The organism is Bacteriovorax sp. BSW11_IV, from assembly GCF_000447755.1.
Lineage (GTDB): Bacteria > Bdellovibrionota > Bacteriovoracia > Bacteriovoracales > Bacteriovoracaceae > BSW11-IV.
On record NZ_AUNE01000043.1, the window covers coordinates 87,699 to 112,091 of the forward strand.

A 24,393-nucleotide genomic window follows, 5' to 3' on the forward strand; every position below is an offset into this window, starting at 1 on the left:
GGCCGCTTTTTTGTGCAAAAAAATGAAACTAAAAAGCCATCACGATTTTGATTATACTCTAAGAGAACTTACTGTTGATTTTCCTTCTGAAAAAGAAAATTTATCACTAAATTTTCATATCATTGATAATTTAGACGATGCCATTGATCGTTTGTGTGAGGCCCTTGATAAAAAGTCTGTTGAAACAGGAACACAACTTGATCCTCTTAGTGAAGACTACTGTCCTTACTTTGGTCTTGTATGGCCATCCGCCAAGGGACTTGTTCAATATCTTTTAAAGAATAAAGAAAAATTTGCGGGCAAAACAGTTCTTGAAATTGGTTGCGGTCTAGCGCTTCCATCAATAGTTCTTTCGTCTTTTGGTGCCAAAGTTCTCGCTACAGACTTCCATCGTGACGTGCCTTTGTTTTTAGAAAGAAATTTGCAGTTAAATAAGGCCCACGTCGATTTTCTCCAAGTGAATTGGCGAAAAGAAAAGGCGGAACTTCCTAAATTCGATTTTGTCATCGGTTCTGATATTCTCTATGAAGGTCAGCATCCTCTTGATGTCCCTAAGGCCCTTTGTCATTATTTAAAAGACGATGGTGAAATTATTCTTGCTGATCCAGGTCGCTCATTTTTACCGAAATTTCTTGCGGCCATGAAAGAGCTTTCCATGGTTGAAACTTCAAGTATTGAAAATGTGACTCTTGATGGAGAGACAAGAGATATCAGTATTCATTCTTTTGTCCATGGATAAAATTCTGATAATATAAATTTATGAAAAAACTAACTAAACTAACTGAAGAAGAAAAATACGTCATCCTCCATAAAGGCACAGAGGCGCCCTATACAGGGAAATTTAACGACCATAAGGAAGTTGGAATTTATAGTTGTAAACAATGTGGAGAAGAGCTCTACCGCTCAGAAGATAAATTCTCGTCAGGCTGTGGCTGGCCTAGTTTTGATGATGAAATTCCTGGCAAGGTTAAGCGTATCCCGGATGCCGATGGCAGACGCACAGAAATTGTTTGCCATGCTTGTGGTGGTCACTTAGGTCACGTCTTCCTAGGAGAGGGGTTTACACCTAAGAATACACGCCATTGTGTGAACTCCATATCCCTTGAATTTACAGAGATCTCTAAGAAATCTTAAGTCCAGTTTTAAAGGGCCTCCATGATAAAATAGACTCATTATCAAGGAGAGTTATTATGAAGATTGGATTGATCGTTTTACTCATGGGATTGAGTTCTTGGTCTTATGCTGAAAGTACCTTACAAAATGTTCGTAAGGCCGGGGTTGTCAGATGTGGAGTCAATCAAGGTTTGGCCGGTTTTTCTGTTCCCGATAGTAAGGGAGCATGGAAAGGTATCGATGTTGATTTTTGTCGTGCCTTGGCCGCCGCAATTTTTGGTGATGATGCCAAAGTTAAATACATTCCTCTTTCCGGCCAGCAGCGCTTCACGGCCTTGCAATCTGGGGAGATTGATGTCCTCTCAAGAAATACGACAATGACACTTTCACGCGATACTGCTCTTGGCTTAAATTTTGGTCCGACTCTTTTTTATGACGGCCAAGGTTTTATGGTCAGAAAAAGTGACGGAATTAAAACGGCCAAGGATCTTAATGGGGCCTCTATTTGTTTACAGCAAGGAACAACTACGGAGCTAAATCTTTCTGATTATTTTAGAGCACATAATCTTAAATTTAAGCCCGTTGTTTTTGAAGATGTAACAGAAGTTACAAAGGCCTTTTTAAGTAAGCGTTGTGATGTTCTCACTGCCGACGCTTCGGCCCTTGCCGCCGAACGCTCCAAGGTTTCAAATCCTGATGCTTATTTTATTTTGCCAGAAATTATCTCTAAGGAACCCCTGGGGCCAGCTGTGCGCCATGGGGATGACTCATGGGCCGATATCGTAAGATGGACACTTTTCGCCCTTGTTACGGCCGAAGAACTAGGAATTGATTCAAAAAATATTGATTCTTTTGCTAATAGTGAGTCGCCACAAGTGAAAAGGTTTATGGGAAAAAATACAGGAAATGGCAAGGCCCTAGGTCTAGATGAAAGATGGTCTTATTGGATCGTTAAAAAAGTTGGCAATTATGCAGAAGTCTTCGAGAGAAATGTGGGGATGGGTTCTGCCTTGAAAATTGAAAGGGGATACAACGCTCTTTGGAATAAAGGCGGTATTATGTATGCTCCGCCAATGCTTTAGGGTCGTCCATTTTTTTTGTTGATGATAAAAATTTTCATCTAGGAAACTTATAAAGATTTAATTTCTGTTTTCATCTACAATGCCCTCATGAGTATGTTTTCAAAGAATGTTTTGAAATTAACCTACCTTGAGGGCCTTTTTTATGCTCTTATGGTTTCAAGCACTGAAACCTACGCCATCTATTACTTCACTAAAAAAGGCATCAGTGGAACTGAACTCGCACTTCTTACAACTCTACCTGTACTTCTCGGAGCAATTGGCCAGTTGATCATCCCACGACTGGTAAAAAAGAATGTGGGAGGTTTTCTGCTTCTCACACATTTAATTCAATTCTTAGGTCTTGGTTTAATCATTCATTGTGTTCTTTTTGATTCGCCGTTTTTGGCCGTACTAACTGGGTTATCTCTCTATTGGATAGGTGGCCAAAATGCCGCGCCTTTATGGCTTGATTGGGTAAGTCATCACTGTAAAAAAAGTACCTTTGCCAGCTATCTCGGTCAAAGAAATGCTTTTGTCGTTTTTGCGACTATGATCTTCTTCTTACTTTTTTCACTTCTTTTGGAAAATGGAATGTCCTTTGTTCAGGTCTTTTCCCTAGGTCTTATTGCAAGATTGATTTCATCGATAGTTCAGGGTTTTCTTATTTTTAAAACACGAAATGTTTTTCATAGTGCAAGTGAGCTTGTTGAAGATAAACCCTGTGAAGAGGTGATGGATAAAGATGTCCTGTATAGTTTCTTTTGTTGGGGGGGGCTTTTTCGCTTTGGTGTAACTTTATGTTCACCTTTTTTCATTACCTATATGATTAACGATTTAAAATTAACAACACCTGAGTTTGTTGTTTTATCTGCGATTCCCTTTCTTGGACGTGCACTATTTCAGGCCAATTGGGTAAAGGCCACAGAAGAAGGTCGCTCATATTATGGGATTCAAGTAGCATGTTTGGCCATTTCTGCACTTCCTATACTTTGGACTTTTTCGGCCAACTACTACTATCTCATCGCCCTGCAGATCATGTCGGGAATTTTTTGGGGTGGCATAGAGCTAACTCAAGTTCTTATGATTCAAAATCATGCCTATGGAAGCTCTCGTAAGTTTACAGGCATGCAAGGAGCTATTTTCACAGTATTCTCAGTTTTAGGGGCATTATGTGGTGGTTATTTGCTTGATAGTGGATTTTCAATTTTTGATATCTTCAATATTTCAACTATTGCTCGTTTCGCTCTGGCGTTCATCCTTATTTTTCAGGCACGTAAGTTTCAACTTTCAAAACTTTCTCTTCGACATGGCTCAAATTATCTGGTGACAGTTCTCTCTATTAGACCATCTTTGTCAAATATTATGAAAGTAGTCCCTACTCGTAGTAGGCGCTCCAAGTAGGCTTGGTATATCTTGCAGGTGATGAAAATCATTTCTTAATTGTATATGATAGTAGAAGAGAATTTTTGTCAGTGAGGACGAGATCAGGTCAATTACTTGCGTATTATTATTTCTGTTTTGTCTTTCAGCTTTTGCTATTCGTGCTGGCCGCACATCTACACTTTCTTCAGATATTTTAGAGACACTCAACCGTCTAGACTTTGGTATGGAAAATACTAATATGCCAACGGGAGATGAATTAACAAGCTTCATTAATGAACAAGTTTCTCCTAGGGCCTTTACTGATTGTGAATTTGATCGTGTAAAAGATCTTCTTTTATCCGAAGAGCATGAACAAGGCCAAGATGTAGAATTCGATTGCGATGTGTTGAGTACAGAAAATTACACTGAACACATTTATAATAATATAAATTATCGCATTCCTCAGGGCGTTTCTCTACAAGATTTTATTGCACAATGTATTGTTAAAGAAGGGCATCTTGTTTCTAAGTTAAATAAGGACGAGTTTTTTAACTATTCCAATAGTATCGAAGTTCAAAAAATGATTGAACGATTGAGATCAAATACAAACAAATGCCTAACACCAAAAAACACTTATATCTGTGAACGAGGGCCTCCTGAGAATAGAAAAAATGATAATAAACCTACTGGTTATTGTTTGAGTTATGTAAAGCATGGTGTTCTTGCTGGAACATTCACGGACACATACCCCATGGGTGTTTCTGCGAAGTTATCTGGACAGACTTGGATTGATATGGGTTTTAAGAATCTCTTAGATGACAAAAAATATAAAGACATGACTCCATACACTGCTCCAAAAGGGGCGATACTTGTCTATGAAGGTGGACGATATGGACATGTGGAAGTGAAGGCCTCAGAGAACGAATTTATTAGTGACTATGTTGGTGAGAGGCCAATTTATGACGAATTAAATTTACCAAGAAAAATCATTGGGATTTATGTGAGATAATTATGAAAAAAATTTTAGGACTCTCTATTTTTCTAACTTTTAATAGCGCATGTGCCATGACTGTTCAAAGTTCTACTGTCGATGTTAATAGTTGTACCAAATTTTTTAAAGGTGTAAATAGGCCTGATAAGAAAATGCAATTAGAGCTTTATACAAAAGTGGAACAGTGCCAGCAATACTTTGATAAAAATGGTGATCTTCTTAGTGAAGTGATTAGGGGCTATTCTGAGCTTTTCAAAGTTAACCCTTCACATAATCATCTCGAACCTTTTTTACCCTTCTACTATAAGAATAAGGCACGAATAAATGCCCTTGTTCAAAAAATCCTTAACAAAAAAGATGCTGACGAGTTTTTCTTTCGTTTAAAAACGGCCCTTAGAGAAGATAAAGAAGGAAATGGTTAATTAATTTTTAGCAAAAAATTGACAATTTTTTTATAAAATTTAAACCTATATTTGATATTCTGAGGTCAACTTAATTAAGAAGATGAGGGATTTATGAAGTTAATGACCATAATATTTATCTTTTTATCAATACTCAGTTCACCCGTTTACTCTCAAGATAATCGTAGTGCTGAAGAACAACTTCAACAAGATATGGATTACTACCGCGAGGCCATGAGAGAGGCGATAGAGCGCAATCGCAAGATTATGGAACAAATGCTCGATTCAGATTTTTTCAATCAACTTGACGATGATCGACAGAATTTTTTAAAGGGTCTAGATAGTTCAGATATATTCAAAGGATTTGGAAAATCTTTTTTTCAAAACAATGATCGTAAAAGTCATTTAAAGTGGAAAGATAGTGAAAAAGAGAGAATATTAATTGTTGATATTGGCAGTGGTGAAAAACCGCTAGATATCAAAATCAAAGATCAACAAATTCGAATTAAGGGTGAAGTCACTCGTAAGGAAGAAAATAAAGGACAAGGCTCTATTCATGCTCGTGTCTACACTTATTCGTTTGATGAGACACAAACACTCCCTGAGGATGTCGATGGTGATAAGGCAACGTTTGAGCAAAAGGGCAGTGAATTATGGATTCGTTTTCCTAAAATAGATGGTGCATCTGTTGGGAAAGAAAAATCTAATATTAAAAATAAAGTTCAAAAAGATAAGAAAAGGCCAATGGATCCATTTGGACTTTCAATTTAAACCACCAAAGGGCCTAAGAGGCCCTTTTTACTTTTGATAGATGTTTTTTTACGGTTTCAATTTTTTCTAAAAATTTTTGCGCATTAAAAGGCTTAGCAAGAGTATATTGAATATTAAAATCCGAGGCAATTTGAACATTCTCCGGTGTAAAGTTTCCTGAGATCATCAAAATTTCTGGTGTGTAGTTGATTTCATTTCTTATTTTCTTTACAAGAGTTAGCCCATTTATTTCGGGCATATTAATATCGATCACTACGATATCATATGTGGTCTCTTTCATTCTGCGAAAAGCATCTTCACCATTTGTGGACACTGTTATTTTGTCTTTGTTATTTGAATTTTTTAATATCAACTGCAACGCATCTGTTATCATTTTTTCATCATCAACTACTAATATATTCATAGAATTTCCTTATTCTAATTAGATCAAATTCTCTCGTGCAGGTGGTTGGCAAAATAACCCATGACATCTTTCATCGAAATTATTCCGACAGGTTTACCGTCAAAATTTACAATTGGTAAATGGCGAAAGCCTTCTCTAGACATAATGGCCAATGCGATAAAAACAGATTCGTTAGTTTTTACTGTCATTGGGTTTTTTGTCATGAACTGACTAACCTTATCTTGAAGTGATATTTCTCGAGCGGCCACTTTCATTAAGACGTCTCTTTCTGTGAGAATTCCTTTTAAATGAACTTTGTCATCGATGACTAGGGCTGAGCCAATTTTATGTTCTTGCATAAGTTTGATGGCCTTCTCAAGAGAGTCATCTACAAGAACGTACTTGGGTGCGCTAAAGCCCATTTCTTCAATGGTATGTTCAAGAAGATCTAAGAGGGCATTCATGTATAACTCCTTAACTAAAATTAGTTTTCTTATTTTACTTTAAATTTCGAGAAGATGGCCCTTTGCTTATTAAATTATAGATGGATTGAAGGAGGGTGCTTAACCCCTTGAAAGCGTATTATTAAAGTCTATACCCGATTGAACCGATAAGGTAATTGGAGGATTTATGAGAAAAATCATCTTAAGAATGTTGGCATTGTCCATGACCCTAATTTCACTGCAAAGTTACGCTATTGAAGAAACGCGTTTTCTTGGAAAGAAGTTTGATGTGCCTACTCGTGAAGTGGCCTTGATCGTAAGTGATGTTGGCTATTTTCCAAATCAACTTGTTGTTTTCAAGGGTGAAAAAGTTCGATTTTACATTACTTCGACCACGGATAGGCCCACTTGTTTAATGCTCAAAGGTAAAGATCTCTTTGTTCCGGCAAAGAAAGGCGTTGTAAGTGAGGCAGATATCTATTTTGATAGAGAAGAAAATCTTGAGTTATATTGTCCGTCAAATAACTTTAAAGGCAAAGTTTCGGTCTTCGAACATCCCGATGAACGTCGCAGACGTGAGGCCCGTGAAATTGCTTCTGAAAAAAAGGTAAAGGTCTGGATTCCAAGAGACGAATAGTAGGGTAAGGAGAAGACCATGTCTGGAGTTTTTCAGGACGCGATACGTTCACTACTTTCACCGATAGCAAATCTTTTGGATGATCCAGGAATATCAGAGGTCATGATCAATGGCCCATATGAAATTTTTGTTGAAAAAAAAGGTCTTGTTTATAAAGTTGATAATAGATTTCCGAGTGAAGATTCACTTATCTCGGCGATGAGGGCCATTGCTCAATCAGTTCATCGTGTGATTGATGACGATAACCCTAGACTAGATGCGAGACTTCCTGATGGTTCTCGTATTCACGTTGTTCTGCCTCCAATGGCAAAAAATGGAACGACTGTCGCTATTCGTAAGTTCTCAAAAGAAAAACTCACGTTAAAAGATTTAATTCAATTTGGATCACTCTCTGAGGCCGCTGCTCGATTCTTAGATATTTGTATTTATCTAGGAAAAAATATTGTTGTTTCTGGAGGTACAGGTTCTGGGAAGACGACAATGCTAAACGTTTTAGGAAGTCGAATTCCAAAAACTCAGCGTCTTATAATTATTGAAGATGCGGCCGAGCTTCAAGTTAAGGCCGAACACGTGGTGAATTTTGAAACGAGAAAGGGAAATCCTGATGCGGGTATTGAAGAAGTATCAATTCGTGATCTCGTTATTTCTGCCATGAGACTTCGTCCTGATAGAATTATTGTAGGGGAGGTTCGTGGAGACGAGGCCCTGGATCTTATTCAAGTTATGAATACTGGTCACGATGGTTCAATGGGTACTGTCCACGCAAATAATCCAATTGATGCTTGTACACGTCTTGAGACGTTGTGCTTAATGGGAGAAACGAAGATTCCACCTGATGCCATTAGAAAAATGGTTGGCTCTGCTATGCAAGTTATTGTTCAGTGTAGTCGTTACCATGATGGAGGAAGAAGAACTTCTCACATTTCAGAAATTTTAGGTGTTGATAGTAAAGGTAATTATATTTGTCGTGATATTTTCAAATGGGTACAAACAGGAAAAGATCCTGATACTGGAAAGTATTTAGGTGAGATGGTTCCATGTAATTATGTCCCTTCGTTTTTTGAAGATATTATTGTTAATAAACTACCTTTTCCAAAGAGTAATTTCATTGCTCCTGATTGGGTCGCTGATTTGAAAAGAAAAGCTTCTTAAATAAAAAAAAGGCCCGTATGAAACGGGCCTTTTTTTATTGATTAAATTTCTATATCAAAGACTTCTGTTGAAATATTACCATCGTTATCTTCAAGTTTTAAAGTGATAGTGTATGTACCGTACCCCGGAAATTTGTGTCTTACTGAACCAATGAAAGGACTTGAATACGATTGGCCATCTCCAAAATCAAATGTGTAGCGAACAATACTTCCGTCAAGGTCATAGGATGATCTCATATCAATAATGCGATCAAAGGGATTATCTGCAACAGTTCTTATTTCATATTGAAGTACTGGAGCTTTTTCAACGAAGACAGTAATGAGAATGTCATCACTACCAACATTTCCGAGTGAATCATAGGCCCTTACGACAACCGTGTATTCACCTTCTTCATAATAAGTGTATCCAGCATAGTAATCTTCGGAAATAAGGGTGCTGCCATCTCCGAAATCCCATTCGAAGTAGGCAATATCTTGGTCTTCATCAAAACTTTGTGACAAATCAAAACGAACAGTAAGAGGGGCCTTTCCTTCTGTTCTATCTGCAGTTACGATGACATTGGGTGCACTTGATTCAACAGGGTAGCACGATCCAATATAACTATGATTTCCCATAACGGCATTGGGAGATATTAAACATTGTTCAGCACTTGCTGAGAGGATATCTCCAAGAAATGATACTCTTGAGGAGATACGAATGGCCTCTTTTGCATTCATTGTTAATTTTGGAGTTTGCACGCTCGATTTGTGATAAATGCGGGCCTCATTATTTCTAGAGATAAGCGTGATGTCTTGATTCACAATGTAGCTTGATGTGTGACCCAATGTGGAGAGTGAGTAAGCATTTAAAAGCAAGCTTCTAGCCTTAATAGAGCTTGAGTGACGAATATGTGCACGAGAAAATTCATTTTCTTCTAGAGAATTTAACATAAGCGAATCAACATCTATCTTTGCGCCTTTTCTAATTGCGAGTCTTTTACCTGCAATCATATTGAAGTCAAAGGCCTTCAGTGAACTTGAATGATCAATGATGATATTATCTCTCGCTCTAAGGCAGACATTTTTTGGCGTTTCAATTTTTTGTTTGTTTTGCACGCGAATACTACAAGGAGATTCAATATTAATATCTTCGTTGCTAACCAGATCAAAATCGATAATGAGACTTTTCGCTCGCTTTTTCTTGCTGAGCTTATCGAGCTCTTTTTGATATTTATCTAAATCTTTTAACGAGCGGGCCTTAAATTGGCCGCTACAGCGTAGTGAGTTCTGGGGGGCACTATCGACTAGGCATTCCCCTGCAAAGCTTTGTAAGGCCAAGAATGGAAGTACTAACGTGAAAATCTTCATGGCGAAACCCTCTTCAAAATTGGTATGGGTCAATTTTAAGAAGGTCTTGAGTTTAAATGTGAGTATTTTTTTAAAGTTTAAGGCAAGTGCTTAAAATTATTGAATTAAAATAATAGTGTTTATTCACGATTAAAGGGGGCCGTTGCAACAAAAGTGTGGCTTTGACCCTTAAATATCGACTTCTATTCCGTCTTCGCCAATTTCAAACGTGAACTCTTCTTTACCAAGTTCTAGTGTTTTATCAAGGATATCTTGCATATCTTCAACTTCTAGTTCTGGATCTAGGTCATAGTCCAAAGAGACGCAAGTAACGATTGTGATGGCCATTTTGTGATCGATATCACTTTTAAACTGATCGACGTTGAATTTGAGTAGGTAATTTCCAGAAAATTTATCGATATCAAAGTCTAATTTCATATGGCCTGTGACCTTTTGTATGTATCAATGGTTAGTTATCTCTAAGTATAAATAAAATTTTAAAAATGGGAAGATCATTTCTTAACAATTTTTAGGGTTTGTGTTAGTAAAATGACAAAGAGGATACATATGGAAATTAATGCAAGAATTGAAAAGCTCATTACAGAGTTTAAAAGCTTCTCTGATTGGGAAGAACGCTACAAATATATCATTCAACTTGGAAAGGATCTCGCTCCTATGGATGAGACTCATAAAGTTGAGGCCAATAAGGTTAAAGGTTGTCAGTCACAAGTTTGGCTCTTTGCTCATTTAAATAATGGCGTGATCACTTTTGAAGCTGATAGTGATGCCGCTATCGTTAAGGGAATTGTCAGCATTCTTGTTCGCATTTACTCGGGTTCAACACCTGCAGAAATTCTTGCGACAAAACCTGATTTTCTCGATGACATTGGACTTAGACAACACCTCTCTATGTCTCGAGCGAATGGTTTAACGAGTATGGTGAAACAAATTTCAATGTATGCTCTTGCATACGATACAAAATTAAAAATGGGATTAGCATAATATGATGACAATAAGACCAAGAAGAAACAGAAAGAACGAGGCCATTAGAAGTCTTGTTCGTGAAAATTTAATTACTCCAAAAGATTTAATTGCTCCTCTTTTTATCGTTGAAGGGAAAAATGAAATTATTCCTATCGCTTCGATGCCAGGTCAAGCAAGGCTTTCAAGTGATCTCATCGTTAAAAAAGCGAAAGAGCTTTGGGACCTAGGCGTTCCTTGTGTCTCACTTTTTCCAGCGATTGCCGAGGCCAAAAAAGATAAGTACGCCACTGAATCGTGTAATGATAACGGCCTTCTTCAAAATACAGTAAAGGCCCTCAAAGACGCACTTCCTGAAATGCTTGTCATGACAGATGTTGCTATGGACCCTTACTCGAGTGATGGTCACGATGGTCTTGTAGATGATAAATCAGGGGAGATTCTAAATGACCAAACATTAGAGATCCTTGCAAATATGGCCGTTGCCCAAGCAAAGGCCGGTTCAGATATCGTTGGTCCAAGTGATATGATGGATGGCCGCGTAGGTTATATTCGCGATGCCCTCGATGATGAAGGATTCACTAATACTCTTATCATGAGTTATACCGCAAAATATGCTTCTGCTTTCTATGGTCCATTTAGAAATGCACTCGACAGTGCTCCTAAAGCAGGGGATAAGAAAACGTATCAAATGGATTATGCCAATGTTCGTGAAGCTCTCTTAGAGGCAAGTCTCGATGAATCAGAAGGGGCCGATATCTTAATGGTTAAACCTGGGTTGAGCTACCTTGATGTCATCAAAGAATTACGCATCAATTCAGCTCTGCCAATTGCGGCCTATAACGTTTCTGGGGAGTATGCCATGGTTAAGGCCGCCCATGAAAAAGGCTGGCTAGATGGTGAAAAGGTTATGGTGGAAATGCTCACAAGCTTCAAGCGTGCAGGTGCAGATATGATCCTAACTTACTTTGCCGAAGAAATGGCGAGGCTTTACTCAAAATAGAATCTATAAAAAAGGCACTCTTTTGAGTGCCTTCTTATTTATCTACGATTTTCATCATTCTTTTTTACTCTTACTGGAATCCTCTGTTTTTTCATTTTTGGTTGCCCGAGAACGAATCCAAAGGCGGCCATTAAAAGCCCTGCAATAATGTATGGTAGGTATTCTTGTGCGATCATAGGGCAATCCTCCAAAGTGTTTTGTCCCTAGGACTATTATAGTGCTTATCGGAGGATTCATTCAATTAAATTAGCGAGAATTGACGTAAAGTTCACATTCTAAAGCTTTGCGTCTTAACCCATGATTTCTTTAACTTTTTCAAATAGCGAATCTTCGTCTTTCTCTGTGAGGTCGTGAAACCATTGCCCACTGGGATAGATTACAGCGTTGATGCCACGCTGACAGTGCCCTAAACAGCCGGCAGAATTGACTCTTAGGCGATCTTTTGGGTAGTGCTCGCCTAGGCGACCTTTGAGGGATTTTCGCATATCGGCCGCCACTTCAGGGGCGCAGTACTCATTATTTCCCGTAGAATACCGACATGATGTGCATATAAATAAATGACATTCATAGTTTGGATTTTTTTTATCGCTCATTGTTTCAGACCTTTTACGAATTACTAAGTGTTTGATAGTATATTTTCATATCATAAATTGAAAATAAGACTTAGAGGAATCATATATGAGTTTTTGCCAAATTCTAACAGCAAAACAGAAGGCCCTAGAAATAAATTTAGACCACCATATTTACGGTACATTTGCCGAAATTGGGGCCGGACAAGAAGTAGCAAGAAACTTCTTTCAGGCCGGTGGTGCCGCCGGAACAATTGCTAAAACTATATCTGCATACGACATGGTTGTAAGTGATGATATTTACGGCAAAGAAAAAAGTGGTCGTTACGTTTGTGATGCTCGACTTGAAAAAATGTTATCTCGCGAATACGAACAAAATATTACCAGACTTTCAAAAGTTAGAGACAATACGCAGTTCTTTGCTTTTGCCGATACAGTTGCGGCAAAATCATATAGTGGTAAAGGAGATTGTCACGGTTGGCTTGGAGTACGATTCCAAGATAAGCCTGGTGCTGAGTATTCCGAGGCCATTATCCACGTAAGAATGCGTGACCAAGAAAATGTTCAACAACAAGAGGCCCTTGGGATTATTGGTGTGAATCTCATTTATGCTTGTTTTAGACTTACTGAGAATAGACAGGCCTTTATTTCAAGCTTAATGGATGGTCTTACAACGAGAAGAATTCGTATCGATATGATTCGAGTAAAAGGTCCTGCATTCAAACATGTTGATTCACGTATCTTATCGCTTGAACTTGTAAAAAGAAAATTTTGCAAGGCCATTATGTTTGATGAAAATGGCGATATTTTGCAGGCCACAGATTATATCTACAAGAAGAATCTCCTTGTTCTTAGAGGCTCGTTCAGACCGCTTACTCATGTTAATTTAGATATGTTAAAAACAGGTCTAGAAAAATTTAAAGAACAGCTTCCAAAAGAAGAACATAATAGCATAATGGTCCTTCCAGAGATTTCGATGTCTAAGCTTATTGAAAGAGGTGAAGTGGATCACGATGATTTTCTTGCACGTATAGAACTTCTCTCTGCCATGGGACAAAAAGTTTTAATTACTAGTTTTGATGATTATGCTCCATTGAATGAATACTTAACAAAATATTCAAAAAAGAACATCGCTTTTGTCACAGGTGTTTATAATGTTCAGGAAATTCTTGATCTTAAGAAATATGAAAGTAATCCAGCTGGTATCCTTGGTGGATTAGGGCAACTTTTTGGCCACAGTTCTAAGTTATACGTTTACCCTGTTCAAGATGATGAGCGTGAAGGGGAGTTGAAGACTCTTGATACTATAAATTACGATGATAGTTTGAGCTTCTTATTCCTTTATCTTTATGAAAATGGATTGATTGAAAATATTGATAACTACAATCCTGAATACTCACAAATTTGGTCAAGAACAGTTCTTTCAATGATCCAAAAAGGTGAAAAAGGCTGGGAAAAAATGGTTCCCGAAATCGTTGCCAAAACGGTTAAGTCTAAGAAACTATTCTTGAAATAAAAAAATAAATTCCAAACATTGACATTTATTCTAGGGCCTCCATCTTGTTATTAGAACAAGTGAGGAGGTTCTATGAATAAGTTTGATTCAATCGTGACGGGCGCTCTTGATATCGCTCAGGCCCACGCCCTGAAAAAGAAAAATTCAGAACTGGATGCTCTGCATTTGGCCTATGGGCTAATTAGCAACCCATCTTCTTTTAGTGCAAGAGCACTGAAAAAATATAAGAAAGAAATTGAAACAAAAATTGATGCACTTCCTACTGTAGGAAATATATCAATGGATAATCTTCGCCCTTCGGGAAAATTCTCCGAATGGCTGACTTTAGCATCAGGACATGTGGCACAAAATGGGAGACAAGAAGTCACTGAAAAGGATCTTCTTAAATTTATGCCGCAAGTTCTTTCTCAATTAAATATTGATTACAATAATCTTTCACTTGAAGCAGAAAACGAGGATGAAGAAGTTCCAAGTTTTCTCGTGAACCTTAATGAAATGGCCGAGCAAGGAAAGCTTGATCCTGTCATTGGGCGCACAAAAGAAATTCGTGCAGTGATGGAGATATTAGGTCGTAGGGGAAAGAATAACCCTGTTCTTGTAGGTCCTGCAGGTGTCGGTAAAACGGCCATCGTTGAAGGCCTTGCTGAGGCCATCGTAAAAGGGCGTGTTCCGGATGTTCTTGAAGGAAAGACAGTTTACTCATTAGATATGGGCTCATTGATGGCCGGTACAAAATATCGAGGAGAGTTTGAAGAGCGACTACAAAAGCTTTTAAAATATATTAAAAACCATGCCGCAGACACAATTCTCTTCATCGATGAAATGCACCAACTCGTTGGTGCTGGAAAAACTGATGGCGCTATGGATGCGGCCAATCTCCTAAAACCGGCCCTTGCTCGCGGAGAGCTTAACTGTATTGGTGCGACTACTAACGAAGAATATCAAAAATATATTCTTGGTGACTCGGCCCTTGATCGCAGATTTAGAGCAGTTCCTGTTAATGAACCTAGTAAAGAAGATGCTATTGAGATTTTAATGGGTCTCAAAGAAAAATTAGAAATTCATCATGGAATTAAAATTTCTGATGATGCAATTTTTAACTCAGTCTTTCTCTCTGATCAGTATATCACTGACAAGAACTTGCCTGACAAGGCCATTGACCTTGTGGATGAAGCGGCCAGTGCCCTCAAACTTTCAGCTGAGGCCATGCCAGCAAAACTTGTAGAACTGCAAGGAGAGATTCGCTCTAAGAAAATTTATGCACAAGTCGGAAATACAACGGATAAAGAGAAGAAAGAAATTGAAGATCTCGAAGCAAAATTTAATGAAGGTAAGGCGCAGTGGGAACAAGAAGTAATGTCCCTAAAAAGAGTTAGTGAGTTGAAAAATCAAATGGATCGTTTGAAGTTTGAACTTGAACAGGCCGAAAGGAAAGCTGATTATGAAGAGGCATCGAAGATTAAATATTCTCTAATGCCAGAAGTTCAGGCCAAGTTAAACGAGAGTACTCATGACTGGGTACTTGGTAAAAAACATATTGCCGCAGTGATTTCTAGGCAAAAAGGAATTCCTGTTGAGAAGATTTTAAAATCGAAACAGGACAATATTTTAAAACTTGAAGATCATCTTAAATCCCGTGTTTTTGGACAAGATAGTGTTCTTCATGAAATTACTGAAACATTAATAACTTCACATGCTGGTTTGAGCGACGAATCTCGTCCCTTAGGATCATTCTTATTAAAGGGACCAAGCGGTGTTGGTAAAACTGAAACAGCAAAAGCTCTCTCAGAATTTCTCTTTGATAGCGAAAGAAACTTGATTCGCTTCGATCTAAGTGAGTACTCAGAGAAACATTCTGTTTCGAAGTTGATCGGTGCTCCTGCAGGTTATATTGGATATGATGAGGGCGGAGTTTTAACAGAGGCCGTGAGAAATCATCCGTACTCAGTTCTTCTTTTTGATGAAATTGAAAAGGCCCATTATGACTTTAGTGATATCTTGTTACAGATTTTAGATGATGGTCGTTTAACTGATAATAAAGGAAGAACAATTGATTTTAAAAATACAATTATTCTTTTAACGACGAACTCAAAAAATATTGAGGAGGACTTCAAACCAGAAGTTCTTGGTCGCCTAGATGCTGTGCTAGAGTTTAACTCACTAGATGATTCTATTATGAAAAATCTTATTGAGAAGCAAGTTCGTCTTCTTAATAAAAGGCTTGAGGCCAAGAAATTACATGTGTCCCTTGATGTTCAGTCTGTTGAGGAAATTGCTAAACGTGGATATGATCCTCGCTTTGGGGCAAGACCCTTACAAAGTGTGTTTAACAAGCTTGTAACTCGACCTCTTTCAAAGCAGCTTTTAACAGGCAATCTCAAAGAGGGTGTAATTCATGGTACTTGGACTGATAATGCCAATGAGCATATTAAGTTTGATTAATTTCCTCTAGCTTTTAATAAGATTATTACAAAAGGCCCATTTGAAGATGGGCCTTTTTCGTATAAAATATATTTATGAGTGATATTTTAGTATTAAATGAAGGTGAGTATTTAATCCGTCATAAGGAAGAATCTTGTACGATGTTCTACGTACAAGAGGGGATGCTTGCCGTTTTTGATACTCGCTCGGGGAAAAGTAGTGCAAAAGAAGTTCAAATAGGCACAATTTATGAAGGTGAGCTTGTTGGTGAGATGAGTTTTTTGGATAAGAACCCAAGAAGTGCATCCGTAAAGGCCATGACTAAATGTGTATTGCAAGTCATTCCACGTGAGAAATTTCAGCGCATATACGATTCTCAACCGCGTTGGTATAAAATATTAATAACCACGCTTCTCGATAGGCTACGTACGGCCAACAAACGTATACGAATTTAAAAGACGATTTTAAAACGATCGTAGAGTTTTTGTTTGGTAAAATCTGTGAGAGGGTTTTCATCCAAGCTTAAATGATTCAAATTTTCTAGTTCATAAATCCATTCGGGAAGTGCTTCAAGTTTATTGCCATCAAGATTGATTCTTCTTAAATTTGGCAAATGGGCCACTGGGAAAAGCTCTGTCAATTGGTTTCCACTTAGATCGAGTACTTCAAGTTTCTCAAGAGTATAGACTGATTTATCAAGGTCGTTAATTTTACTTTTGCTCACAATGAGTGTCTTTAATTGAGATAAAACGGGAAGTTCGAGTAATGGACAATTGGCACATGTAATTCTTAAGTATTCAAGATTGTGACAATTAATTAGGATTTCTTTTTGAAAATTAAAATCCACAATATTGAAAATAACTTTTTTTAAATGTTCTGGCAGTGAAGTAATGCGATCGTTTGAACTCTTCGATATGAATTCCACGCCCAATGTATTTAAAAGAAGCTCCTCACTGGGAGCTTCATTTTTTTTTAGTTTCAAACTAATCAACTGATTCATTACTACTGGGCCTCGTCTTTAGGGAAGAAGATTTTAAAGGCCGTATTTTTGTAGCGACGACTCACGATGTTAAATAGTGAAGGTCCACGGGTAGGGTGAATATACTTATAGTCCTTATATTTAGCATCAAGATTTTGGTAGTCATTTGGATTTGATACTAAAACACCTTGTTCTGTGTAGTAAGAGATTGTTCCATCACTATTTTTCTTTGCGATAAATTTTTGACCATCTTTTTCAATGTAGTCACCTTGGACATCAGCGAAGCTTGAATTGTTAAATTGACTGAAATCAATTGAATTAACTTCGCCATTTTTCTTTCTAGCAAGGGCCTTTTGCTTAGAACTTTCAAGTTGAATGGCCTGTGAAGGTGTCAAAGAAGGTGAGCTTGCAGCAACAGTGTTGGTATCGCTTGTTTTACCATCTTTTTTCCCGTTGTTTTCATTATTTCCTATGACATAACGAACTTTATCGCCAGTTCCATTTTCATTATTAAGGTTAAGGCCATTTCCACTACCTGGGCCCGAACCGTTGGCACTACCATTTGCATTAGCACCATTAATTCCATTGGCGCCATTTTTTCCAAAAATTCCATTGCTACCATCGTCAGAACCGCCAACACTTTTAAAACGCGTTCTATTAGATGTATCCAGTTTTAACTGAGTTGTTCTTGGACCCCCAAGAGCATTTTTACTTCCTGCTAATTCTAGCCCCTCAGTGTTCGCACTTTCTGTAGAGCTTCCAGAGTCTAGGGCATACTCTTTCTTTTTAATATTTTTACTATTAAGGTTCATATACGGAGCTTTAAAACCAAAACCTTCAGCAGTGTATTTCGAACAAGAATTTGTTTCGCGACAAGCACATGTCGGGTCTTGTACAAATTCTCCATTTTCACTTTGTTTTAGACAGCCGTTTTTATTGAACTGATCGAGTTTTGAAGTGTCTTGTTCAAGACCTTGCATATCCATAGTTAAGTGATTTCTAGCACGCGAAAGTAGTTGTGCGTATTGGTTCGCATAGATCTTCGACATGGCAAGAGCATCTCCTAAATTATCAAGATTTCCATTTAGTAGATTAATCACGGCCTGCATATAGACAATTCTCGTCTCTGGAGCTGGGTAACCTGTATTTTGTACAATCATCTTTTGACCAGACTTCATATAATTTGAATCATTCCAGCGGTACTCAAGTTCATTGTTTTGGTACATTGGATTAAGGTGGTCTGTTGTAAAAGTTACTTTAGAATAATCAATCATTTTACTCGCGTTGAATGATTGAAGTCTCCATGCTCCAAGTTTCTTTTTCAAATAATCTTGAAACGATTTTGTTCCTTGATTTAAACCTATACTTTCACTATCTTTTTCAACTTCTTGATAGAAAAGAGCATTGTTATCATATTTCTTTTTTAGCCCTTCAACCTTTCTCATGTGAGCGGCCATATCTTCTTTTTTAGTAATTTGTTTTTCACCTTTCATTGGAGGCGGTGAACTTGTAAGAGGTAAAAGCTCGCTATAAGGATAGATGAGTGGAGTATTTTCATCTAAGAAAAGATTAAGTTCATTATTTCCTTTAACTTCTGGGATATCGTCAACAACTTCCCCTGGATAATTACAAGCAAGATGACCGTGAAGCTTCGCGTGCTTTAATTTTTCTTCCCATTTGGCAACGTCTTGATCGGCCTTTGATTTATCCCCTCGGTGCCACATCAACAATGCAACGGCCACCGCAAATGCACCTGCACATGGACCCCAAGCACAACCTGCTAGACCTGCAACAATGGCCACATAGATGATAATTGAATTTTCAGCTTTCTTTTGCCATGCTTTTGCTCTTTGAAGTTGGGCGTTTGCGGCTGCAACACGAGAGACTTTTGTCGTGTATTCCATCATTGCAGCATTAAATGCATCTTGGAACATCTTCTTACCATCTTCTCTGTGTGCTTTTTTCAGTTCAATATTTGTTACGAGTTGATGTTGAGCATTTGCCACACGCTCGAATGATTTAATTTGTTCATCTTTGTCATCATCTGGATTTGGATCGTTGACAAGCATTCCATCTTTGCCTTCAAATGTTTTACAATTTGGATTTGTTGTACCGAAGTCTTTTTTAGCAAAAGCAGGGTATTGCTTTGAACCATCTTTTTGATCGAGCTTTAGATCATCAATACTTACACAAGCTAAAAAACATCCTTGATTAACACGTGTAAACTCAGTTCTCTCATTAATGAGTGCGGCCATATAGTTGGCCGAAGCTGCTCTAAAAAGATTGTATGACTTAGTTTTAACATCAGAAACATCTTCACAACGAAGTGAACTTAGGGCCGAACTCGACATTGCTAGAACATCAATATCGTTTTCTGTTCTTTTTTGATTGTTCTTATCAAAGTCACTTGTTCCACCGTAAGAGTTTTTAATTTGATCCCAAAGTCTAAAATCTGCGTTATTAGATAATTGTAGATTCGCTAGTTCCTTGGCCGATCTTTCTTTTGCTTCTTCTAAGCGCTTCATGGCATCGATTAGGGCCTGTTCATTTTCTTTTGTTTGACGAGTGATTTCTTTAATCATTTGTTCGTATACTTGCTCGGCCTCTGCTCCTCTTGCATTGGCCTTACTTACGGCCGCAGTTGCCCCGGCCGTTGCTTGACGACCATCGACGTTAACAATTGACCAAATACGATTTTTTAAGAAGTTGATACGGGCCATATGATCTTCATAGATCTTTTTGGTTTCAGCTACTCTTTGCTCTCTTTTTCGTCTCTCTTCATTATTACAACGAGAATAGCTTCCACTGTCATCGTTATAGCAAGAGGCAAGTGAGTCTTTAGCATCTTCATAATCTTTTTCTTTTTTAGGAAGTTCTTGTTCTTTTTGCTGCAGCTCTTTTTGCATTTCTTCGCGCTTCTTAATGATACTTCCTTGATCCTGAGCAAGAGGTCCAATTCCAGAAGTCGCTGATTGCATCACGCCAGTTCTTCTATCAAGTTCTAGTCTCAGATTTTCAATTGGGTTAAAGAGTCCTGTTTCAGCATTATAGTTTTGATTGGCCAGTCTTTGCTCAAAGAGCTCTTTATCTTTTTTAATTTTCTCAGCTTCAACACTTAGGGCATCACAGCCACTCGTTTTGATAATTGATTCTGTTTCTTGATAGAGAGCATCTCTTTCTTGTTCGCTTAATTTATTCCACTGATCCAAAACATTTTTTCCAGCTTCTAGTTTTATCACTCTAAGCTGTTCAAGGCCGTGGTTTGCCCTTTCAATATTCTCTTTGTTATTATCAACAGCATTTTCGATACGGTCAGAATTGAGTTGTTGATTGTACTCAATATTATCCTGGGCCATAACCATTGTGTTTGAAGCAAACAACAAACATGTGGTGATAAATAAACAATGTAACTTTTTAATGAAATCTTTCATAAAGACCTCTACCTTATATACAGTCATTGTAAATGAACGGCGCTATTGGGGCCTTCACTGTTAAGTTCAATGACGTAAAACATTTAATAAACTCTGTAATTTCCCTTAGTTACTTATCGTGAATCATAGCAATTTTCTTTAATTCTTTTGCCAACAACCTGAGGCGCTAGTGAAATGAGGCCAAGTGCTTATAAGTAGTGAAAATGAGTTGATTTTTTTAAGGGATCTTTGATTTAAGACGAAAAGCTGTTTCAATAGAGATAGGAAATTGAACGTAACAGGTGAGTTTATGAAAACACTCCTTTTGACATTGGCCTTTAGTGTAGGTCCTTTTACTTTTGCCGCTGACAAAGATGTATATGGCTGTTTTTCTAAAATAGAATCCTATTGTAAAGAAAAAGGCCTTAAAGACTGTTCTTTCACTGAAATGTCTCGCAATGTGGATTTCAAACAAGGTGTTGGCAGTGACTGCTTCAATATTATGCGTGAACAAGATGAGATCTCTAAAAAAGAACCAGTATATGAGTGTATGGAATTTTTGAAAAATACAGGTTGTGAAGAAAAGAGTAAGATGAATGCGCTTGATCCAGCACTACTTAAAGATACCAAAAAATTAAACGCTTATTTACAAAAACAATCTGAAGTCTATCAGCAATGTCTCAAAGAGAGCGCCAGTAAGTTACCAGCGCGATGTCGTGAAAAAATGAATCTATAGATAACGAACAAATCTATTATCGCCATCAACCAAAATACATTTTGGTTCAACTAGTTTTTCAGAAAATTCAAAACCAATGATGATAACTTCTTCGCCTTTTTTAATAAGGTGAGCGGCCGCGCCGTTGATACAAATAACACCACTTCCACGGGCCCCAGCAATGACGTAAGTTTCAAGACGGGCGCCTGATGTATTACTTACGATCAAAACTTTTTGACCAACCCAAAGATCACATTTATCAAGAAGGTCTTGATCAATTGTGACACTTCCAACGTAGCTAACATCAGCTTGAGTTACAGTGGCCTTGTGAATTTTACTTTGTAATAGTTCTCTCATGGGGGCCGATTATGGCCCCTTCGCTTTTTTTTGGCAATACTTTCTGAACTTTATTCTACGACTGGCCCAGGAATTCCAAGGAAGTAGAGAATTGAAGTCATTGGTCCGTGAGACATATGTTGTGAGGCCTTCTTTTTAACAATTTCCTTAGCATGGAAGGCTATTCCTAGACCTGCTGCAGCGAGCATCGGCAGATCATTGGCCCCATCACCGATGGCCACGACTTGTTCCATATTGATACCCTCTTGCTGGGCAATAAGTTTTGTTAACATGGCCTTCTGTTCAGCATTAACGATCGTTCCCTCTAATTCGCCAGTCAGTTTTCCATCAATAATTTTTAATTCATTGGCAAAGGCGTAGTCGAGACCGAGCTTGTCTTTTAAGGCATTAGCAAAGAAGCTAAACCCACCTGAGATCACCGCAACTTTATATCCAAGGGATTTAATTGTGGCGATAAATTCTTCTACTCCCGGAGTGAGGGGAAGAGTGTCGAGAATTTCTTTCATCTTCTCAACTTCAAGTCCCTTCAGTTTTGAGACGCGCTCTTTTAGGGCCTCATTGAAGTCAATTTCACCATTCATGGCCTTTTCTGTGACTTCAGCAATTTGCTCACCAACCCCATGAACTTTACCCATCTCATCAATGACTTCTGCTTGAATAAGAGTTGAATCCATATCAAAAACAATAAGTCTTTTGCTTCTTCTAAAAATATTGTCTTTCAAAAAGGCCACATCAATTTGATGATCAGTACTAATTTTTAAAAGTTCAGATTTTGTTTCATTCCAATCAATTGATTTTGGAACAGTCGTCAAAATTTCTAACGATGAAAAGTCTTTTGGTGAAACGCGATCAATGCGATGGATATTGATATTTCTATCGGCCAGAAGACTTGCGACATCACGGACAAAATGTGATGTGATGGGTTCAGTTGAAACACAATTTAATATAAACTTTTCCCCATAGCTTGCATGCTTGTCATCTTCTGGTGAAAGAATTTTGTACGAGAGCTTGAGGCCCATCTTGTGGCATTGAAAAAGAAGGTCTTTAATGACGTGATCGTCTTTATCTTCAAGTTCTGTGTCCTGAATCAAAAGGACAAAGCTTAGGGACAGGAGGCCGTAGGTTACTGACTGTCCCATATCAAGAATTGGAACACTAGAGCGCGAAATGATTTTCATAAGCGCACTTGTAATACCAGGGTGGTCACCACCACTTACTGTAAAAAGTATTTTTTTTTCATTCATCGTTTTGTTCACTTTCCATCACTTTTGCTGCAACTTTTTCTTTCTTTGCAAGCTTAGTTTGTTTTCTAGCAGAGGCAAGTTTCTTTATAGTAGAACTTGAGTACTCTAAGGCCGAGTATAAGCTAAAAAACGATGCCAGGAAAATAAAAATCGTTCCAATGATCGGCATCGGGATACCGAATGGATGGTCATTGGCCATAAGAAAAGGAATGGCGAGCATTTGGAAAGTTGTTTTCCATTTACCTAAACTTCCAACGGGAACACTCAGTCCTCTTTCAGTCGCTAGAAGTCTTAAACTTGTAATATACATTTCACGCAACACAAGAATAACAACAATAATTGAGTGTACGCGTCCCAATGCTTCGAGAAGAATAAGACTAGAGACTACGAGAAATTTGTCAGCGATTGGATCTAGGAAAGAGCCAAATACTGTTACAATTTTTCTTTTACGGGCAATATAACCATCAAAAAAATCTGTAATCGATGCCACAACAAAAGTCCAAGCAGCAACATAACCAAGAGTTTTATGATAGGGAACGAGTAAATCTGTAGAGCAGATAAATAGGGCCCCGATAATAATCGGGATAAGAATCATGCGAAATATAGTGAGGCGATTGGGAAGGTTATCGATTTCCCATTCGTGGTCATTAGTTGACATGAGTAGTCCTCTTTTTGATTGAGTTTATAATATTTTGCGCTTGTTGGTGGCATTTGTGAAGTTAAACTTTGACCGAATTTTCCCTCTATAAGGCAGGGCGCATCTCGTATTATCCTAATAGGGTAAAAGTTGTGCTGCCAAGTACTGTAAAAAAGGAAATTTTGACATGGAAAGACATTTAAACTTAATTAAAAACGAAACATTGCCAACGGAAAAAAGAATTTTCCCACGCTTTCCTTTTAGTTTTTTGACTTTCAAAAGTGACGCAAGCGATGCGCAAACAGATCATGTTTTTGAAGTTGTCGACATTTCTTATACTGGTATGCAAATGCTTCTTAAATTTGGTGCCCATAATTATACTACAGACTCTCAACTCTCTGGCACAGTTCACTGGAAAGGGGCAACGATCAATGTTAAGGGCACTGTTAAGTGGATTAACGAACAGCGCCTTGGTGTAAAGTTTGAACTCAATGATACTTTTTCAATGGCGTTAAAGAAATTTCTTTCTGTGGAAAATGCCATCAGTTGTATGCGTCCAATCCACGGTGGACATATGGGTATTGAGCTACCGGCCAATCTTCGTTATTGGTTAAGAGCAGATGGACCTTTTGAAGTGTTTGTCTGGAGTCACACTGATCACGAACTTTCTAAATTTCAAGTTATCACAATGGAAAACTTTATTGAATGGGAAGATGGTAAAGGACTAAAGTCTGGTCGCGTTCTTTCTAAAAGAGATTTGGACACACCTCTATTTCAAGAAGATGAGTGTGTTTTTCAAATTGATGAAGGATTCGATAAAGACAAGCTCTCCTTTGCAACGAAGGTTGTTGAAAACGTTCCTGGACATTATTTAACAGCTGAAGTTAAAGAATTTATTCTTATGAAATTAGGGGCCAAATAGG

27 protein-coding genes are annotated in these 24,393 nt (G+C 37.9%); 16 read left to right on the forward strand and 11 right to left on the reverse strand.

What is annotated here, in order from left to right; genetic code table 11:
* Window positions 1-22 precede the first annotated feature (22 nt).
* The 7 genes from M899_RS17830 to M899_RS11725 all read left to right on the forward strand — a co-directional run bounded on the left by M899_RS17830 (window position 23) and on the right by M899_RS11725 (window position 5,699).
* Complete coding sequence (locus M899_RS17830; protein ID WP_021271655.1) at window positions 23-739, forward strand: class I SAM-dependent methyltransferase; 717 nt, start codon at window positions 23-25, stop codon at window positions 737-739.
* A gap of 20 nt (window positions 740-759) precedes the next feature.
* Window positions 760-1,134, forward strand: a complete 375-nt coding sequence (locus tag M899_RS11700; RefSeq protein ID WP_021271692.1) for a methionine-R-sulfoxide reductase — start codon at window positions 760-762, stop codon at window positions 1,132-1,134.
* Between the two features lie 56 nt (window positions 1,135-1,190).
* Complete coding sequence (locus M899_RS11705; RefSeq protein WP_021271606.1) at window positions 1,191-2,195, forward strand: amino acid ABC transporter substrate-binding protein; 1,005 nt, start codon at window positions 1,191-1,193, stop codon at window positions 2,193-2,195.
* A gap of 87 nt (window positions 2,196-2,282) precedes the next feature.
* Window positions 2,283-3,575, forward strand: a complete 1,293-nt coding sequence (locus M899_RS11710) for a hypothetical protein (protein WP_155897199.1) — start codon at window positions 2,283-2,285, stop codon at window positions 3,573-3,575.
* A gap of 205 nt (window positions 3,576-3,780) precedes the next feature.
* Window positions 3,781-4,545, forward strand: coding sequence for a hypothetical protein (locus M899_RS11715; RefSeq protein ID WP_155897200.1), 765 nt, complete (start codon window positions 3,781-3,783; stop codon window positions 4,543-4,545).
* Window positions 4,546-4,547: 2 nt separating this feature from the next.
* Window positions 4,548-4,949, forward strand: a complete 402-nt coding sequence (locus M899_RS11720) for a hypothetical protein (protein ID WP_021271625.1) — start codon at window positions 4,548-4,550, stop codon at window positions 4,947-4,949.
* Window positions 4,950-5,042: 93 nt separating this feature from the next.
* On the forward strand, window positions 5,043-5,699 hold the full coding sequence (locus M899_RS11725; RefSeq protein WP_034729051.1) for an Hsp20/alpha crystallin family protein: 657 nt from the start codon (window positions 5,043-5,045) through the stop codon (window positions 5,697-5,699).
* 13 nt (window positions 5,700-5,712) lie between these two features.
* Here the strand turns inward: M899_RS11725 and M899_RS11730 are convergent, their stop codons facing one another.
* Together M899_RS11730 and M899_RS11735 are read right to left on the reverse strand one after the other, a co-directional pair.
* The gene (locus tag M899_RS11730; protein WP_021271705.1) at window positions 5,713-6,102 is read right to left on the reverse strand and encodes a response regulator; all 390 of its coding nucleotides are present in this window, start codon (window positions 6,100-6,102) and stop codon (window positions 5,713-5,715) included.
* Between the two features lie 23 nt (window positions 6,103-6,125).
* Window positions 6,126-6,545, reverse strand: coding sequence for a CBS domain-containing protein (locus tag M899_RS11735; protein ID WP_021271630.1), 420 nt, complete (start codon window positions 6,543-6,545; stop codon window positions 6,126-6,128).
* 166 nt (window positions 6,546-6,711) lie between these two features.
* On the opposite strand from M899_RS11735, the gene M899_RS11740 reads away from it, so the two are divergent.
* Window positions 6,712-7,161 (forward strand): hypothetical protein, encoded by a 450-nt coding sequence (locus M899_RS11740; protein ID WP_021271613.1) that lies wholly within the window; start codon window positions 6,712-6,714, stop codon window positions 7,159-7,161.
* Window positions 7,162-7,179: 18 nt separating this feature from the next.
* Window positions 7,180-8,313 (forward strand): CpaF family protein, encoded by a 1,134-nt coding sequence (locus tag M899_RS11745; protein ID WP_021271623.1) that lies wholly within the window; start codon window positions 7,180-7,182, stop codon window positions 8,311-8,313.
* Window positions 8,314-8,354: 41 nt separating this feature from the next.
* On the opposite strand, the gene M899_RS11750 is transcribed toward M899_RS11745, so the two are convergent.
* Both M899_RS11750 and M899_RS11755 read right to left on the reverse strand, forming a co-directional pair.
* Window positions 8,355-9,659, reverse strand: a complete 1,305-nt coding sequence (locus tag M899_RS11750) for a PKD domain-containing protein (RefSeq protein WP_021271619.1) — start codon at window positions 9,657-9,659, stop codon at window positions 8,355-8,357.
* A 168-nt stretch (window positions 9,660-9,827) separates the two neighbouring features.
* Complete coding sequence (locus M899_RS11755) at window positions 9,828-10,076, reverse strand: hypothetical protein (protein ID WP_021271684.1); 249 nt, start codon at window positions 10,074-10,076, stop codon at window positions 9,828-9,830.
* Window positions 10,077-10,205: 129 nt separating this feature from the next.
* On the opposite strand from M899_RS11755, the gene M899_RS11760 reads away from it, so the two are divergent.
* Window positions 10,206-10,640: a SufE family protein gene (locus M899_RS11760; protein ID WP_021271674.1), complete on the forward strand. Its 435-nt coding sequence runs from the start codon at window positions 10,206-10,208 to the stop codon at window positions 10,638-10,640.
* Between the two features lies 1 nt (window position 10,641).
* The gene (hemB, locus tag M899_RS11765) at window positions 10,642-11,622 is read left to right on the forward strand and encodes a porphobilinogen synthase (RefSeq protein ID WP_021271587.1); all 981 of its coding nucleotides are present in this window, start codon (window positions 10,642-10,644) and stop codon (window positions 11,620-11,622) included.
* A 38-nt stretch (window positions 11,623-11,660) separates the two neighbouring features.
* On the opposite strand, the gene M899_RS18425 is transcribed toward hemB, so the two are convergent.
* Window positions 11,661-11,798, reverse strand: coding sequence for a hypothetical protein (locus tag M899_RS18425; protein WP_021271588.1), 138 nt, complete (start codon window positions 11,796-11,798; stop codon window positions 11,661-11,663).
* Window positions 11,799-11,912: 114 nt separating this feature from the next.
* Window positions 11,913-12,215 carry a (2Fe-2S) ferredoxin domain-containing protein gene (locus tag M899_RS11770; protein WP_034729055.1) on the reverse strand — a complete coding sequence of 101 codons (303 nt, stop codon included), beginning with the start codon at window positions 12,213-12,215 and terminating at the stop codon, window positions 11,913-11,915.
* A gap of 85 nt (window positions 12,216-12,300) precedes the next feature.
* Here M899_RS11770 and M899_RS11775 point away from each other — a divergent pair, with 85 nt between their 5' ends.
* The 3 genes from M899_RS11775 (at window position 12,301) to M899_RS11785 (ending at window position 16,583) form a co-directional block, all read left to right on the forward strand.
* Complete coding sequence (locus M899_RS11775; RefSeq protein WP_021271697.1) at window positions 12,301-13,707, forward strand: hypothetical protein; 1,407 nt, start codon at window positions 12,301-12,303, stop codon at window positions 13,705-13,707.
* A gap of 72 nt (window positions 13,708-13,779) precedes the next feature.
* A complete protein-coding gene (locus M899_RS11780) occupies window positions 13,780-16,149 on the forward strand; it encodes an ATP-dependent Clp protease ATP-binding subunit (protein ID WP_021271680.1) in 2,370 nt (789 codons plus the stop codon).
* A gap of 74 nt (window positions 16,150-16,223) precedes the next feature.
* Window positions 16,224-16,583: a Crp/Fnr family transcriptional regulator gene (locus M899_RS11785; protein WP_034729058.1), complete on the forward strand. Its 360-nt coding sequence runs from the start codon at window positions 16,224-16,226 to the stop codon at window positions 16,581-16,583.
* On the opposite strand, the gene M899_RS11790 is transcribed toward M899_RS11785, so the two are convergent.
* Window positions 16,580-17,128, reverse strand: coding sequence for a leucine-rich repeat domain-containing protein (locus tag M899_RS11790; RefSeq protein ID WP_021271647.1), 549 nt, complete (start codon window positions 17,126-17,128; stop codon window positions 16,580-16,582). The two genes, M899_RS11785 and M899_RS11790, sit on opposite strands and share 4 nt — an antisense overlap.
* Window positions 17,129-17,130: 2 nt before the next feature.
* Complete coding sequence (locus M899_RS11795) at window positions 17,131-20,538, reverse strand: hypothetical protein (protein ID WP_021271582.1); 3,408 nt, start codon at window positions 20,536-20,538, stop codon at window positions 17,131-17,133.
* Window positions 20,539-20,827: 289 nt separating this feature from the next.
* Between M899_RS11795 and M899_RS11800 the strand changes: the two genes are divergently transcribed.
* Window positions 20,828-21,253, forward strand: a complete 426-nt coding sequence (locus tag M899_RS11800) for a hypothetical protein (protein ID WP_021271695.1) — start codon at window positions 20,828-20,830, stop codon at window positions 21,251-21,253.
* Here M899_RS11800 and panD read toward each other — a convergent pair.
* Genes panD through pgsA form a run of 3 tightly spaced genes read right to left on the reverse strand, consistent with a single transcriptional unit; the run spans window position 21,248 to window position 23,491 of the window.
* Entirely contained in the window at window positions 21,248-21,589 is a 342-nt protein-coding gene (panD, locus tag M899_RS11805; protein ID WP_021271668.1) for an aspartate 1-decarboxylase, read from the reverse strand. The two genes, M899_RS11800 and panD, sit on opposite strands and share 6 nt — an antisense overlap.
* A gap of 50 nt (window positions 21,590-21,639) precedes the next feature.
* Entirely contained in the window at window positions 21,640-22,845 is a 1,206-nt protein-coding gene (gene serB, locus M899_RS11810) for a phosphoserine phosphatase SerB (protein WP_155897201.1), read from the reverse strand.
* A complete protein-coding gene (gene pgsA / locus M899_RS11815; RefSeq protein WP_021271601.1) occupies window positions 22,826-23,491 on the reverse strand; it encodes a CDP-diacylglycerol--glycerol-3-phosphate 3-phosphatidyltransferase in 666 nt (221 codons plus the stop codon). The genes serB and pgsA overlap by 20 nt, the downstream gene beginning before the upstream one ends.
* Window positions 23,492-23,657: 166 nt before the next feature.
* Between pgsA and M899_RS11820 the strand changes: the two genes are divergently transcribed.
* Entirely contained in the window at window positions 23,658-24,392 is a 735-nt protein-coding gene (locus M899_RS11820) for a PilZ domain-containing protein (protein WP_021271598.1), read from the forward strand.
* Window position 24,393 lies beyond the last annotated feature (1 nt).